Origin of the sequence: Pseudoalteromonas sp. S554, assembly GCF_005930865.1 — a bacterium.
Taxonomy (GTDB): Bacteria; Pseudomonadota; Gammaproteobacteria; order Enterobacterales; family Alteromonadaceae; genus Pseudoalteromonas; species Pseudoalteromonas marina.
On the sequence record NZ_PNDV01000001.1, the window covers coordinates 298,199 to 311,856 of the forward strand.

General features: G+C 40.1%; 13 protein-coding genes. 2 read left to right on the forward strand and 11 right to left on the reverse strand.

What is annotated here, in order from left to right; all coding sequences use genetic code 11:
• Positions 1-70 precede the first annotated feature (70 nt).
• From betA to CWB65_RS01335, 10 genes are all read right to left on the reverse strand, one after another.
• Positions 71-1,738, reverse strand: a complete 1,668-nt coding sequence (betA, locus tag CWB65_RS01290) for a choline dehydrogenase (protein WP_138739676.1) — start codon at positions 1,736-1,738, stop codon at positions 71-73.
• A gap of 11 nt (positions 1,739-1,749) precedes the next feature.
• The gene (betB, locus tag CWB65_RS01295) at positions 1,750-3,213 is read right to left on the reverse strand and encodes a betaine-aldehyde dehydrogenase (protein ID WP_138739677.1); all 1,464 of its coding nucleotides are present in this window, start codon (positions 3,211-3,213) and stop codon (positions 1,750-1,752) included.
• 1 nt (position 3,214) lies between these two features.
• On the reverse strand, positions 3,215-3,790 hold the full coding sequence (gene betI, locus CWB65_RS01300; RefSeq protein WP_008127893.1) for a transcriptional regulator BetI: 576 nt from the start codon (positions 3,788-3,790) through the stop codon (positions 3,215-3,217).
• Positions 3,791-4,279: 489 nt separating this feature from the next.
• Positions 4,280-4,585, reverse strand: a complete 306-nt coding sequence (locus tag CWB65_RS01305; RefSeq protein WP_138739678.1) for a hypothetical protein — start codon at positions 4,583-4,585, stop codon at positions 4,280-4,282.
• Positions 4,585-4,842, reverse strand: coding sequence for a DUF3081 domain-containing protein (locus CWB65_RS01310; protein ID WP_138739679.1), 258 nt, complete (start codon positions 4,840-4,842; stop codon positions 4,585-4,587). Before CWB65_RS01310 ends, CWB65_RS01305 begins: the two co-directional genes overlap by 1 nt.
• A 346-nt stretch (positions 4,843-5,188) precedes the next feature.
• Positions 5,189-6,412 (reverse strand): type III PLP-dependent enzyme, encoded by a 1,224-nt coding sequence (locus CWB65_RS01315; RefSeq protein ID WP_138739680.1) that lies wholly within the window; start codon positions 6,410-6,412, stop codon positions 5,189-5,191.
• 405 nt (positions 6,413-6,817) lie between these two features.
• The gene (locus tag CWB65_RS01320; protein ID WP_138739681.1) at positions 6,818-7,621 is read right to left on the reverse strand and encodes a DUF1338 domain-containing protein; all 804 of its coding nucleotides are present in this window, start codon (positions 7,619-7,621) and stop codon (positions 6,818-6,820) included.
• A 22-nt stretch (positions 7,622-7,643) separates the two neighbouring features.
• Positions 7,644-9,110 (reverse strand): succinylglutamate-semialdehyde dehydrogenase, encoded by a 1,467-nt coding sequence (gene astD / locus CWB65_RS01325; RefSeq protein ID WP_138739682.1) that lies wholly within the window; start codon positions 9,108-9,110, stop codon positions 7,644-7,646.
• Positions 9,111-9,117: 7 nt separating this feature from the next.
• A complete protein-coding gene (astA, locus tag CWB65_RS01330) occupies positions 9,118-10,152 on the reverse strand; it encodes an arginine N-succinyltransferase (protein WP_138739683.1) in 1,035 nt (344 codons plus the stop codon).
• A 45-nt stretch (positions 10,153-10,197) separates the two neighbouring features.
• Positions 10,198-11,403 carry an aspartate aminotransferase family protein gene (locus CWB65_RS01335; RefSeq protein ID WP_138739684.1) on the reverse strand — a complete coding sequence of 402 codons (1,206 nt, stop codon included), beginning with the start codon at positions 11,401-11,403 and terminating at the stop codon, positions 10,198-10,200.
• Positions 11,404-11,585: 182 nt separating this feature from the next.
• Between CWB65_RS01335 and CWB65_RS01340 the strand changes: the two genes are divergently transcribed.
• Positions 11,586-12,014, forward strand: a complete 429-nt coding sequence (locus CWB65_RS01340) for an Lrp/AsnC family transcriptional regulator (protein WP_006791771.1) — start codon at positions 11,586-11,588, stop codon at positions 12,012-12,014.
• 33 nt (positions 12,015-12,047) lie between these two features.
• Here the strand turns inward: CWB65_RS01340 and CWB65_RS01345 are convergent, their stop codons facing one another.
• Complete coding sequence (locus tag CWB65_RS01345) at positions 12,048-12,962, reverse strand: hypothetical protein (RefSeq protein WP_138739685.1); 915 nt, start codon at positions 12,960-12,962, stop codon at positions 12,048-12,050.
• Positions 12,963-13,349: 387 nt separating this feature from the next.
• Here CWB65_RS01345 and CWB65_RS01350 point away from each other — a divergent pair, with 387 nt between their 5' ends.
• Positions 13,350-13,652, forward strand: coding sequence for an isoamylase early set domain-containing protein (locus tag CWB65_RS01350; protein ID WP_008127875.1), 303 nt, complete (start codon positions 13,350-13,352; stop codon positions 13,650-13,652).
• Positions 13,653-13,658 lie beyond the last annotated feature (6 nt).

Genomic DNA, 13,658 nt, shown 5'->3' on the forward strand with positions numbered 1-13,658 from the left:
TATGTTGTTCGCCACTGCAAGGCACGCTGTGGTTAAACCTAACGAGGATAAACCAAGCATGTGGCTAAAATTAAATCTCCGTACTACGTTGCGTTTCTTGCCAGTTAGTTGGTATGGCAACATTCACATCCGATTTATGTAATGGACTTTTACCTAAAATTAAATCAGCGGCTTTTTCAGCAACCATAATCGTAGGCGCATTAAGGTTTCCGTTAGGAACTGTCGGAAATATTGACGAATCAACCACACGTAAGCCTTCAATACCATGTACTTGGGTATTTGAATTAACTACGGCCATGTTGTCTTCACCCATTTTGCATGAGCAAGAAGGGTGGTAAGCACTCTCTACGGCTTGGCGTACAAAGGCATCTATTTCTTCATCTGTTTGAATATGTTTACCTGGTTGAATTTCTTCATCACGGTAATCATCAAAGGCACTTTGCTCAATAATGTCGCGAGTTAAACGCACACAGGCTCTAAAGCCTTCAATGTCGTCTTTGTGCTGTAAGTAATTAAACAAAATTTGTGGCGGTTGCTCAGGGTTAGCTGATTGAATAGTAACGCTGCCACGGCTTTTTGGTTTGTTATGACCTACGTGAACTTGAAAACCATGACCTGCAAATGCACTACGCCCATCGTATCGCATAGCGGCTGGTAAAAAGTGATACTGAATATCAGGCCATTCAACTCCAGGCTTTGAGCGGATAAATGCACATGACTCAAAGTGGTTAGTAGCGCCTAAACCTTTTCGAGTGAGTAACCATTTAGCGCCAATTAAGCCCTTGGAAATAAGACCCAATTTGCCGTTTAGTGTAATTGGCTGCTTACATTTATATTGAAAGTAAAATTCAAGATGATCTTGTAAGTTTTGACCCACACCCGGTAAGTGGTGACTAACTTCAACGCCTGCTTTTTCAAGGATGTCTTTATCGCCAATACCAGATAGCTGTAATATATGCGGAGAGCCAATAGGGCCTGCACTTAAAACAACCTCTTTTGCTGCATGTGCTGTTTGAACATTACCGTTTACCTTGTACTCAATGCCTGTGGCTTTTTTACCGTCTAGAATAACTTTTTGAGCAAGTGCGCCAGTAATGACTGTTAAATTGCTACGTGATTTTACAGGGTCTAAATATTCACGAGAAGCCGAGCTGCGTACACCGTTTTTAACGGTCATGTGCATTGGGCCAAAGCCTTCTTGCTGTGACGCGTTATAATCGTCTGTACTAGCGTAACCGGCTTCTACACCTGCTTTTATAAACGTGGTGTACAACGGGTTTTGCATTTCGTTACCGTTATTAACGCCAAGTGGGCCTTTGCCACCTCGGTATGTGTTTTCTCCAAGGTAAAAGCTTTCCGCTTTTTGAAAATACGGTAAACACGATTGGTAATCCCAACCATTGGCACCGTGTTGCTGCCACTCATCAAAGTCTTTAGCGTGGCCGCGTACATACACCATGCCATTAATCGACGACGAGCCCCCAAGTACTTTACCGCGAGGGCAATGCATTTTTCGGTTATCTAAATACGGTTCTGGTTGAGTATGAAATTGCCATGCGTACTTGTCAGTATTCATAGGAATAGACAGCGCCGTTGGCATTTTTATAAAAATACTTTTATCACTGCCACCGGTTTCTAGCAGTAATACGCGATTGCTTGAATCTTCAGATAATCGGTTAGCTAAAACACAACCCGCAGATCCCGCACCAACAATAATATAGTCGTAATGATTACTCATAAAAGGGCGCCTTAAAATGGGCTTTCTATGTCGGCCATACCAACATAAATAGACTTAGTTTGCGTGTAATGATCAAGTGTTTCGATCCCGTTTTCACGGCCAATACCTGATTGCTTATAACCACCAACAGGCATTTCAGCAGGTGAGTTACCATAGGCATTAATCCAACAAATACCCGCTTCTAATTGATGAATAACACGGTGTGCGCGTTTAATATCGCTTGTAAATACGCCCGCAGCTAAGCCTAGGTGAGTGCCATTGGCACGTGCAATTACGTCGTCTTCGTCTTCAAAAACAAGTACGCTCATTACTGGGCCAAATATTTCTTCTTTAACAATCGTCATTTCATCGTTGCAATCAATAAACACGGTAGGTGCAACAAAGTAGCCATTAGGCGCAGATTCAGGTGAAAGCGTTGAACCACCGGTAAGCAGTGTTGCGCCTTCTTCAATCCCTTTATTGACATAACTCATTACTAAGTCTTGATGCTTTTTAGAGATAAGCGCACCAAAGTTAGTGTTTAAATCTTGCGGGTCGCCCGCAATAATATTTTTCTCTGTTCGCGTTTTAAGCTCATCAATAAATTGCTGATATATATTTTTATGAACGTAAATACGTGTACAGTTAGTGCAAATTTCGCCTTGGGTATAAAAGTTACCTAGCATGGCAGCGCTGACTGCTTGCTCTATATTTGCATCATCAAACACAACAAGCGGCGACTTACCGCCAAGCTCCATGGTTACGTCTTTTAATGTGCCTGAAGCACTTGCGACTACTTTTTTACCTGTGCCTACTTCGCCAGTGAACGACACTTTGTCAATCTCACTATGTGCAGTTAGCCATTGGCCTACATCACCCGCACCTTGTACTACATTAAATACGCCAGCAGGTACGCCCGCTTCTACAAAAATTTCGGCAAGTTTAATAGCGCCTAGTGGCGTTTCTTCAGATGGTTTAAATATAAATGCGTTGCCAGCAGCAAGGGCTGGGCCTGATTTCCAACATGCTATTTGTAGCGGGTAGTTCCACGCACCAATACCGGCACAAATCCCTAATGGCTCTTTACGTGTATAGTAAAAGTCTTCGCCTACCATTTGTTGTTGGCCTACTTGCGCAGGGGCTAGGCCTGCAAAGTATTCAATTACATCGGCGCCGGTTTCTATATCAACACAGTTTGCTTCTTGCATTGGCTTACCGGTATCAAGCACTTCTATTAAGGCAAGCTCATCGTTACGTTCGCGAAGTATTGCCACAGCGTTTAATAAAATACGGCTGCGTTCAATAGGTGTCATTTTAGACCACTGTGCAAAACCTTGCTTTGCACTTTCAATGGCTGCGTTTTGAACAAATTCATCGGCAACTTCGACACTGTAAATAACTTCACCTGTTGCAGGGTTAGTTACATCAAAAGTTTCACCGCTTTGGTTAGCAAGAAAATGGCCATTAATAAAATTTTGATAGACTGGTGTGCTCACGCTAGGCTCCATATTGCTTGATGAGTGAATTTACATAGCTTTTTGCTAGAGTTTCACTGTGTTTAAACTGGTTTTTGTCTGATTTACTCAATACTGCTCTCAGCCATAGGCCATCAATCATAGCGGCGCTAAGTTCAGCAGCTTGTTTTGCTTGCTCAATAGGCATTAATTGCTTAAATGAGAATGCTAAATTACTTTGCAAGCGTTTACTGTTTACATTTTGCAGTCGGTGAAGTTCGTCATCGTGCATTGATTGCGCCCAAAAGCTCAACCAAGTTTTGGTTGTATCACTGCGCTGTTGTACAAGCGCAAAGTTAGCTTCAACAATAAACATAAGGCGCTGTGTAGCGCTGGTGTTGTTGCACACTTTTTCAATAAGGTCTTTTTTAAGATTAGAAAGCAAATAACGAACAGTTGCTTCTATTAAACCCTGCTTACCACCAAAGTAATGACTAATAATGCCTGACGATAAACCCGCATTTTTACTGATGCTGTTAATAGTGGTTGCTTGTAATCCACGCATCGCCACTGACTCAATTGTCGCGTCAATTAACTGTTGACGCCTGACCGGTTCCATTCCAACTTTAGGCATAATTTTTATTAATTGAACGTTCAATAAAGATAAGCTTAAGGTAATAGCTCTAACAATTCAAGGGTGAAGTAAATAGTCAGATACTAAAATGTAGATGAATTATTAATAAAACCAACAGGAGAAGTGGTTAAGTAAATAGATGCAGTAGATAGTTAATTGTCATTTAAAACAGTGGTTTAAATGTTATTTTAGAAATGTTTAAGAGTGTAATTATATCTTTACTCCTTGTTATCAAATAAAAGATGAATAAATTTATTTGAGTGGTAATAATTAGAGTACTAATAGTATTTTTTAATCCAAGTGAGCACAAACACAACAATTACTTAGTGCACTAATAACTTAGGGAAGGTTAGCATTACTGGGGCAGGGTAAGGCAACTAGCTCTGGCTAAATAATATTAACCACGCTAATTTGGAAATTACCTGAGGCTTTTATCTGGCTTGTATAGATGTTATTTAGTATAAATAATAGCTATTATTGTTCGCTAATCACGCCTTTGAATAGAAGGGGGTAACGTCTTAGGCGATTTCCAATATAGTCGTCAGCTAGTATTTGTTCACAAATAAAATTAACATCATCACTTGCCTCAAATACCCAGTCAAAGCGTTCAATTGCGAGTAAAAACCCCCGTTTTAAATGGCGTTGGCTTCTGTATTTTTCCAGGTTTTCTTGAATGACGGCGAGTTTTGATGGATCTGATTTAAGCGCAGCTATTACCTGATTAATAAAGGCTGTATTGAGAATGCTGTCGCTGCGCTTTCTTACTTTTCTTGGATACATTATTCCTCGTTGGCGATATTGTGTAATTTTTTTAAGAAATCATCTTTATGTTTATCGTGCTCGTAATCAAGATGATAAGTGTTATGAAAACCAAAGCGTAATAGTACGCCACTACCTTGTAAATAAATTGTGTATCCATCTACATCTGAGAATGCAGTAACACCTTGATAATGCTTGCCTTCATCGTTCGTTTCTCCGCGTTTTTGTATTCGATCGTACACGGCAAGTATTTGTTTATTGTCGAGTTCATTTTTCATGATTGGCACCTTTAATTTAAAACACTTACGTTAAAGTTGTGTGGGGCGATCAACTTAAAAGCAATGGTTAAGAGTAAGTTTAATGCAAATATTCGCTATGTTTAAGTAATTGAAAGTGATAGTGGGCGAATTTAAGTTTGTTCAAACCCGGTAAGAATAGTCGCGATATGCAATTTAACATTTTGGGGGTAAATAAATACGAGTAAACAAATACAACTATTTATTGCTACAGACTACATTGAGTATCAGGTTGTTTTTAAAGCTAAAAAACGCAGTTGGAATGAGCAACTGCGTTTAAGTATATAGTTACAAGCCAACGTAACTATAGTTGAGGAAATTTAACCAATTAGCCAGTTAATACCTGGCTGTGTACTTGTTCGTTTAATACAATAACTTCAGCTCGTTTGAAAAAGTTAAAGTCGGTTGCTGTAGCCAGTGTGTATGCGCCCATCATACGGCTGATAATTAAATCGCCGTTGTTTAGTTTTGGTAACATAATCGAGTCACTCACTACGTCTATGCTGTCGCATGTTGGGCCAGCAAGTACAGACTCAAAACGCTCGCCATCTTGTTTAGCACTGTCTATAGGGTAGGCTGCTTCGTCAAACATTAAGCCGCTGAAAGAGCCGTAAATACCGTCATCTAAGTAATACCACGTTCTACCTTCGCGCTGCGCTTGGCCCATAACTGAGGCTACGCTAGTTACGCTACTTGCTACAATAAAACGACCCGGCTCTGCAATAATTTGCATTGTTTCGGGTAATTGCGCTAATGCTACATTTATTGGTGCACAAAAAACGTTAATTGGCAGTACATCTGCGCTGTATGGTACAGGGAAACCACCACCAATATCGAGTGTGCTAAGTGCTGGTAAACCAAGTTCACTGACTTTGTTAATTACTTTTGCACACGCATTTATTGCTTCAACATATTTAGTTGGGTTTGGTGATTGCGAGCCAACGTGAAACGATAATCCTTTTATACGAATACCTAGTTGCTGTGCGTAGCTAATAATGTCAATTGCAGCGTCAGGGCTGCAGCCAAACTTTTTAGATAAATCTGCAAATGCATCTTTATTACGAAAGCTTAAGCGCACTAAAATTTCAGCTTGGTCTTTGTAGGCAATAAACTTTTCAAGCTCGTTTATGTTATCAACAACAAACACTGTGCAGCCATACGCTAGCGCATCGCGAATATCACTGTCGCGCTTAATAGGGTGAGTGTGTATAGTACGTTCACTTGGCACGCCTTGGCTTGCCACTAAATCAACTTCACCACTTGTTGCCAAATCAAAGCTTGCGCCTTCTTCAAGTAAGGTGCGCACAACAGCGGCTAAAGGCAGTGGTTTTAATGCAAAGTGTAAAACAACGCCTGGTAATGCATTTTTAAGCGCGTGGTATTGGCGACGAATAGCTTCGCAGTCAAGGACCATAAGTGGTGCACCAAATTGTGCTGCAAGTTGCTCAATGTGCGTGTTGGTCGGTTGTACATAATCAAATGCCTGATTTGCAGCAACCGCTGCTGAAGGTACTTTAGTTACGGTGTCTTTTAGTTGAGTTGATAAAGCCATTATATTTTCCGAGTCAATTAAGCAACCGCTCGGGTTATGGTTTATCCGCGAGTCGGTTGAGTGAGATCAATAGTGCTTACGCACAGTCAAATTCACTCTTGGATAGTTGCTCTATCGCCTTGCTACAAACAGGGTTTGTAATGTACTCGGATTGGCTATCATCAAGAAGCGGCGAGATAATAATACCCAATATTATGTTATGCAATATAAAAAACATTAAAATTAATAATAATTTATTTTATTTATAAACAAACGGTTATACGATTTAAAGTGCTTATCTTAACGACAAGAATATTAAATCTATACCCAGCTTAAAGGGTATTTTGGGTACTTAAAACAGAGTTGCGGCATTAAAAAAAGCCCAAAAGGGCTTTTTTACGTTGAAAAATTAACGATCAAGAGTATTTAGCGAGCGTTTGTGCTTTCAAATATTTTATCAGCTGAAGCTGCAACAAAGCCTGTGTAAAGTTCACCATCAGCTTTAGGGTAACGTATTGCAAACTCATAAAAACAGCTAGGAATGCGCATGTCGCCGTCGCTAAAGGTAACGGCGTAATCATCAGCAAGTGTTGATGATTGCTCCAGTAGCACCTCTGGCGAGCCTTTTACTTCGCCGCCTGATGTATTAAGCGCAAAGCCTGCATCTTTAAGCGCTTGGTTAACATCGTGAATGTTATCAAACTTGGCAAGCATATTAATATTTACAGTAAAGTGGTTTGCACGGTAGCCCCATGCCGACATCCACGCTGCGTACTCACTTTCAGCGAGTAATTGCTTATAAGTGTCGCTACTTACTTGCCAATGGGTGCCTGAGTATAAAAAGTTATCGGCAATTACTGCGTTCTCATCTATTTGCTCTACCATATCTGTCACAATGGCTTGTAACTCTGGTGAACACTTTTCAACTAATAACTCAGAGATAAATACTTTAGGTTGCTTAGGATCGCTGTGTTCGTAGTGTTTAGCGTATAGCTTTTTAGCTTCAAAGTGGTATTCGCCGCACTCTGTGTAACCTAACGCTAAAAAGTGTGCTGCTAGTTTTTCAAGGCCTACTTTTTCAATATTGAACGTACGTAGCGCAATATGGTCGTTAATTATGTCGTCTTTTTGGGTTGAACCTAAAAGGTCATGAATTTTATCTGCCGATGGGGTAACTGCTAAATAGTTATCCCATAGGTTTTCAAATAATGTATTTACGTTAGTATGCATGTTAAATCCTTAAAAATGGGTATTATTCTATTACTAAGCCAGGTGCTAAAGTTTGCGGTAAATTCACTTTTTCTGATTCAACCGACGCAACAGGGTAAGCGCAGTAATCTGCAGCATAATAAGCGCTAGCACGGTGATTACCACTTGCACCAATACCACCAAACGGTGCAGCACTAGATGCACCCGTAATAGGGCGGTTCCAATTTACAATGCCAGCACGAATACGCTTTAAAAAGTGGCTGTAATCATCTTCGTTATCGCCAAGTAAGCCTGCTGATAAACCAAAGCTGGTGTTATTAGCCTCTGCTATTGCGCTGTTAAAGTTGTTGTAGCGGTAAACTTTTATAAGCGGGCCAAAGTGTTCTTCATCGGCCATGTTGGTAATGTTAGTAACATCAATAATACCTGGGCTTACAAAGCCGGTGCCTGCTTTTAGCTGCTTAAGCTCAACGAGTATTTCGCCGCCGCTTTCAACTAATTCTTTTTGCGCAGCAACCATACCAAGGGCTGCTCTTTCGCTTATCATTGCACCCATAAATGGCTGGTCAGTTGCAAAACTGTCGTCAACAACGATATTTTTAGTCGCGCTAATTAGTTTTTCTAAAATGGCATCGCCATTGGTTGAATTCTCAATAAACACGCGGCGGGCACAAGTACAGCGCTGGCCAGAAGTAATAAAGCCAGACTGAATAATATCGTGCACTGCAGCGTTTACATCGGCTACATCTTTAACTATTAATGGGTTATTACCGCCCATTTCAAGTGCTAATATTTTACCTGGGTGGCCTGCAAACTGTTTATGTAATAAATGGCCGGTGTTTGAGCTGCCGGTAAAAAATAAGCCGTCTATGTCTTTATGTGAAGCAAGTGCTTTACCTGTTTCTACCTCACCTTGAACTAGGTTAATAACACCCGCTGGTAATCCTGCTTTTAACCAAAGTGCTAAAGTAAATTCAGCAACGTGAGGGGTTAGCTCAGACGGTTTAAATACAACGGTGTTACCCGCTAAAATAGCCGGTACGATATGGCCATTAGGTAAATGCCCAGGGAAATTATACGGGCCAAATATAGCTACAACGCCGTGTGGTTTATGGCGTATAAAGGCTTTAGCACCCGGCATTGGGTTTTCTGTTGTGCCGGTGCGTTCATTATAGGCTTTGATAGAAATGGCTACTTTACCAGTCATAGCGCCTACTTCTGTTCGTGTTTCCCAAAGAGGCTTGCCGGTTTCGCGCGCTATAATGGCTGCAAATTCTTCGCTGTGCTCTTTTAATTGTGCTACAAAGTTTTCAAGTATGGTTATACGCGACTCAATTGGCGTATCGGCCCACTGTACTTGTGCGGCTCTAGCTGCATTAATTGCAGAATCTACTTGCTCGGCATTTGCGCCATTACCTTGCCATACAACTTCGCCGTTACTTGGGTTAACAGAGTTAAAAGCGGGGCCTTGGCCTGTTTGCCATTGGTTATTTATAAGGTGTGTGTTCATATTTGTTTTACAGGCGGAAAAAACGCGCTGCATCTCCTTGGGATAGATTAAGGGCATCAGCCACTTCTTGGCTTATTACTAATGTGTGCTTAGCGTGGTTATAGTGGGCGTGCTGGGTAAAGGTTGCTCTAAACCCACTTACACCTTGATTGCAAACGGCTAAAGTATCTGAGCTGTGCTGGCTAATATGTTCCAGCTCGCCAATTGTAATAGGGCATACTTGAGACTCACGAACACTGCGAATATTACCAAGCTTAGCTTCTACCGTTGGCCCTGCATCAAACAAATCAACGTAGCCACGATGCTCAAAACCTTCTTTTTCGAGCAGTTTGAGCGCCGGTTTAGTTTTATCATGCACGTTGCCAATCACTGCTTGGGCTTTTTTACTGAGTAAGTTGACGTAAATAGGGTATTTAGGCATTAACTCACTAATAAACACTTTATCGCCAAGCCCCACTAAGTGATCAGCCTGAGGAAACTCAATACTAAAAAAGTGCTCTTGCAGCCACTGCCAAAACGGTGAATGACCATCTTCGTCACTTACACCGCGCATCTCAGCAATCACGGTATCGGCAAAGCGTTCGCTGTGCTGCGCCATAAATAAAAAGCGTGAACGTGATAAAAATCGACCGGTTAAACCTTTGCGGCTGTTTTCGCGCAAAAACAAAGTACATATTTCAGAGCATCCGGTGTAATCGTTACACATGCTTAAAATATCTACGGTGTTATAAACATTAAGTGTAGGCGAGTGGTGTACTGTTTTACCTAAATGGTAATGGTACAGCGGTACCGATAAGCCAACCGCGGCTTCTATGGCGGTAGTACCAATGACTTCACCTGTTTCGCTATCTTCTAAAACAAATAGGTAGCTCTCATCTAACGGCTGATTGATATTTTTAGCAAAGCTTTTTTCGGCACGATCTATTTTTTCTTTTAATTGCTCATCGTCCACCGGAAGTGATGTAAACCCATGGCCTGACTCGATTGCAATTTGCTTAAGTGCGGCAAAATCTGCAGTGGTAATAGGACGTAATACTTGCATTTATTACTTGCTCCAACAGCGCGCCCTGAGGCGCGCTTAATTAAATTAGCCGTTTACTACGTCGCTTACTGCTTTTTCAAAGCGTGCTAGGCCTTCTTTAATATCTTCAAATGGAATAACTAAAGAAGGGGTAAAACGAATAACATTCATGCCTGCAACAAGGTTCATTAAACCATTGTTAGCACTGGCAACTAAAAAGTCACGTGCGCGGCCTTCATATTTATCGTTTAATACAGCGCCAATAAGTAAACCTTTACCACGTACTTCGCTAAATACGTTGTATTTTTCGTTTATTGCGTTTAAGCCATCGCGGAATAACTGTTCACGCTCTTTTACGCCGTTTAGTACATCAGGTGTATTTACGGTATCAAAGGCTGCTTCTGCTACTGCACAGGCAAGTGGGTTGCCACCGTACGTAGAGCCATGCGTACCTATTTTTAAATGCTCTGCAATAGCAGTGCGTGTGATCATCGCACCTATAGGAAAACCACCACCTAACGCTTTAGCAGTCGTTAAAATATCGGGTACTACACCTAAGCCTTCGTAAGCGTATAAATCGCCAGTGCGGCCAACGCCTGTTTGTACTTCATCAAAAATTAGCAGTGCATTGTGTTTAGTACATAATTCGCGTACTTTTTTAGCAAATTCGTCGGTAGGTGAAATAATGCCGCCTTCACCTTGAAGTGGCTCCATCATCACGGCACATGTTTTATCACTGATAAGTGCTTCAAATGCTGCAATATCGTTGTAATCACAATGCATAATGTCGCCAGGTTTAGGGCCAAAGCCATCAGAGTAAGCAGCTTGTCCACCCACCGTTACAGTAAAAAATGTACGACCGTGAAAACCTTTGTTAAACGCTATAATTTGTGACTTTTCTTCGCCGTGTACGTCAAGTGCGAAGCGACGAGCAAGCTTCAGAGCCGCTTCGTTAGCTTCTGCGCCTGAGTTTGCAAAATACACTTTATCAGCAAATGTAGCTTCAACCATTTTTTGTGCTAAACGCAGGGCAGGCTCGTTAGTCATTACATTTGATAAGTGCCAAATTTTCTCACCTTGCTCTTTAAGTGCATTAACAAGCGCTGGGTGACAGTGGCCTAAACAATTAACGGCGATACCACCTGCAAAATCAATAAACTCATTGTCACTTTGATCCCATACACGTGAGCCTTCGCCTCGCACTGGAATAACAGCAGAAGGGTTGTAGTTTGGCACCATTACATCATTAAATAAGTCTCTTGTTACTTGCATTATGTACACCTAAAAATTGTGAATATTGAATAAAGATTAGCAAAATAAAAACGTTAGCGTTTTCTCAGCTAGGTAATTTTTGTTATTAGTGGTTATTATCGAAGGTTATAGGTTAAATTTGCAGTGCTATTTTGTGAAAATTGATTACAATAAAAGTCAAAATAACGAAATCAATAAGCAATATGATAACTCCACAAGATGAAAAGCTACTTTCTGTTCTTAAAACCAACGCCAGAGCGAGTATTTCTGACTTAGCTAGAATTCTTAATTTATCGCGTTCTACAGTGCAAAGTAGGATGCTTAAATTAGAAGAAACGGGTGTTATTAAAGGCTATAGCGTTGATTACGGCGATGCTTTTTTAAGTAAAATGGTATCGGCGCATGTGTCAATAAAGGTGATTCAAAAGCTTACTACTAAGACGAATATTGAGCTAAAGCAAATTGATGCGATATCACAGCTTTATGCAATAAGTGGTGAGTTTGACTTAATTGCAGTTGTACAAGCACAAAACTTAGAAAAACTCAGCCACTTACTCGATGATATTGGTAATTTAGATGGTGTGGAACGTACAACTTCTTCGGTTATTTTAGAAACCAAGTTTAAACGTTGATGTACTTCCTATGTAAATTTATGTTTTATTGCACTATGGGAGAGCGCGTTTAACAACCACTTTTTTTGCTTTATCAAGTTTTATAAAGTAGGCATTACCACCAATTCCTTTAAACTCCTCGTCGGTGAATACAATTGTATTATCGTCATAAAAAGTGATGGCTTCTTTTTGCGTAACGATGCCTAAATCTATTTTAGACACATCACCAGAGAAAAACTGATCACCTTTAAAGTTCTCAAATAACCAAATACTGGTAGAGTCGAGTAGTACGAGTTTTTTACGATCTGGGCTTAACGCTGCAGAGGTTATCCAGCACAGTTTTTCCATTGTTGTACAGGTTTTAAAAGATCCTATTAATTGGGCTTTAAAGTTAGCAGCGTGGTCGCCTACTTTGTATAAATTTGTAATGCCATCAAAAGGTTCTGTGCGGTTTTTAGTGAATAAATAAAGGTGGCGACCCAAGGCTACAAACGCTTCTAGATCAAAATTACGATTACTTGGTTTTATTGGATTGCCATCCATTTCAGGGTACGTAAACTTTATTATTTCGGCATTTGTTGTATCGGTTTTAATATCGATTGGATTCTCTATTTTATAAATAGTCAGCCAACGCCTATCATTTTTATTGTTGCCAAAATCACCTAAAAAGAAATGACCAAATTTATTTTGAGTCATGTCTTCCCAATCAATGTTTTTAGCATTAGATACTAAAATTTTTTGCGCAATCGACCCATCTTTATTTAAGCGGTAAAGCTTTGGATCGTCACCCCCATCATTAATTGCCCACAAGCGATCGCGCTTATCAAATTCAATGCCTGATATTTCTTTGAGTTTAGGGTCGAATGAAATTTCCTTTTTACTATATAAGGTGTAGATTGAGGAAATAATAGACACTGCGACAACTAAAAAAATGAATGCCGTAGTTAATAAAATGCTTTTTTTCAACATGAAATTTACGATATTTCAGAGCGTTAAATTGATGTGTATTATCACTGATGTGAATACGTAACAAAAGCAGTTTATTGAGTAAGCTCTCTTTTTACTTCAAACCAAGTCATCAGTGTAATAAAGGTAAGTATTAAATAGTTAAATCGCTCTAATTGGTTTGAAAATTGCTGTGTACTAAATATGTCATTCTTAATATCTATATTTTATGTTTTACGCACTAATAAAGTGCGATAAGTAAGATTGCCTGCACTGTAATATTGCGTAAACAAAATTTTGCTTTACTACAGTTAGCTTAAAGTTTGACTGAATACATTCCCACATCGCCAGCTTAAAAATAGGCCCTGTGGCAATAATTAAATACCTTTTACTGTTTAGTTGGAGCCTACTATGTTGCACAAACGATTTTTTAAAACAAAAGATGAAGCGGAAATCACCTTTGAATTTGCTCACCCAGATGCGCAAGAGGTCTGCTTAATTGGCGAGTTTAACAGCTGGCAGCCCGTGCCAATGAAGCTTAATAAAAAACAAGGTGTGTTTAAATGCAAACAACGCCTTCCTCTTGATCAACAATACCACTTTCGGTATTTAATAAATGGCGAATTTTGGGATAACGATCATAAAGCAGACGCTTATGAGGCTAACAGTTTTGGAACTGAAAATAGTATTGTTAACACCCAACGTATTAATTAAGGCCTG

Coding starts and splice junctions, on each gene's coding strand:
- betA (WP_138739676.1), bottom strand. CDS start 1,738: ATGAGTAATCATTACGACTATATTATTGTTGGTGCGGGATCTGCGGGT.
- betI (WP_008127893.1), bottom strand. CDS start 3,790: ATGGAACCGGTCAGGCGTCAACAGTTAATTGACGCGACAATTGAGTCA.
- CWB65_RS01305 (WP_138739678.1), bottom strand. CDS start 4,585: ATGTATCCAAGAAAAGTAAGAAAGCGCAGCGACAGCATTCTCAATACA.
- CWB65_RS01310 (WP_138739679.1), bottom strand. CDS start 4,842: ATGAAAAATGAACTCGACAATAAACAAATACTTGCCGTGTACGATCGA.
- CWB65_RS01315 (WP_138739680.1), bottom strand. CDS start 6,412: ATGGCTTTATCAACTCAACTAAAAGACACCGTAACTAAAGTACCTTCA.
- CWB65_RS01320 (WP_138739681.1), bottom strand. CDS start 7,621: ATGCATACTAACGTAAATACATTATTTGAAAACCTATGGGATAACTAT.
- astD (WP_138739682.1), bottom strand. CDS start 9,110: ATGAACACACACCTTATAAATAACCAATGGCAAACAGGCCAAGGCCCC.
- astA (WP_138739683.1), bottom strand. CDS start 10,152: ATGCAAGTATTACGTCCTATTACCACTGCAGATTTTGCCGCACTTAAG.
- CWB65_RS01335 (WP_138739684.1), bottom strand. CDS start 11,403: ATGCAAGTAACAAGAGACTTATTTAATGATGTAATGGTGCCAAACTAC.
- CWB65_RS01340 (WP_006791771.1), top strand. CDS start 11,586: ATGATAACTCCACAAGATGAAAAGCTACTTTCTGTTCTTAAAACCAAC.
- CWB65_RS01345 (WP_138739685.1), bottom strand. CDS start 12,962: ATGTTGAAAAAAAGCATTTTATTAACTACGGCATTCATTTTTTTAGTT.
- CWB65_RS01350 (WP_008127875.1), top strand. CDS start 13,350: ATGTTGCACAAACGATTTTTTAAAACAAAAGATGAAGCGGAAATCACC.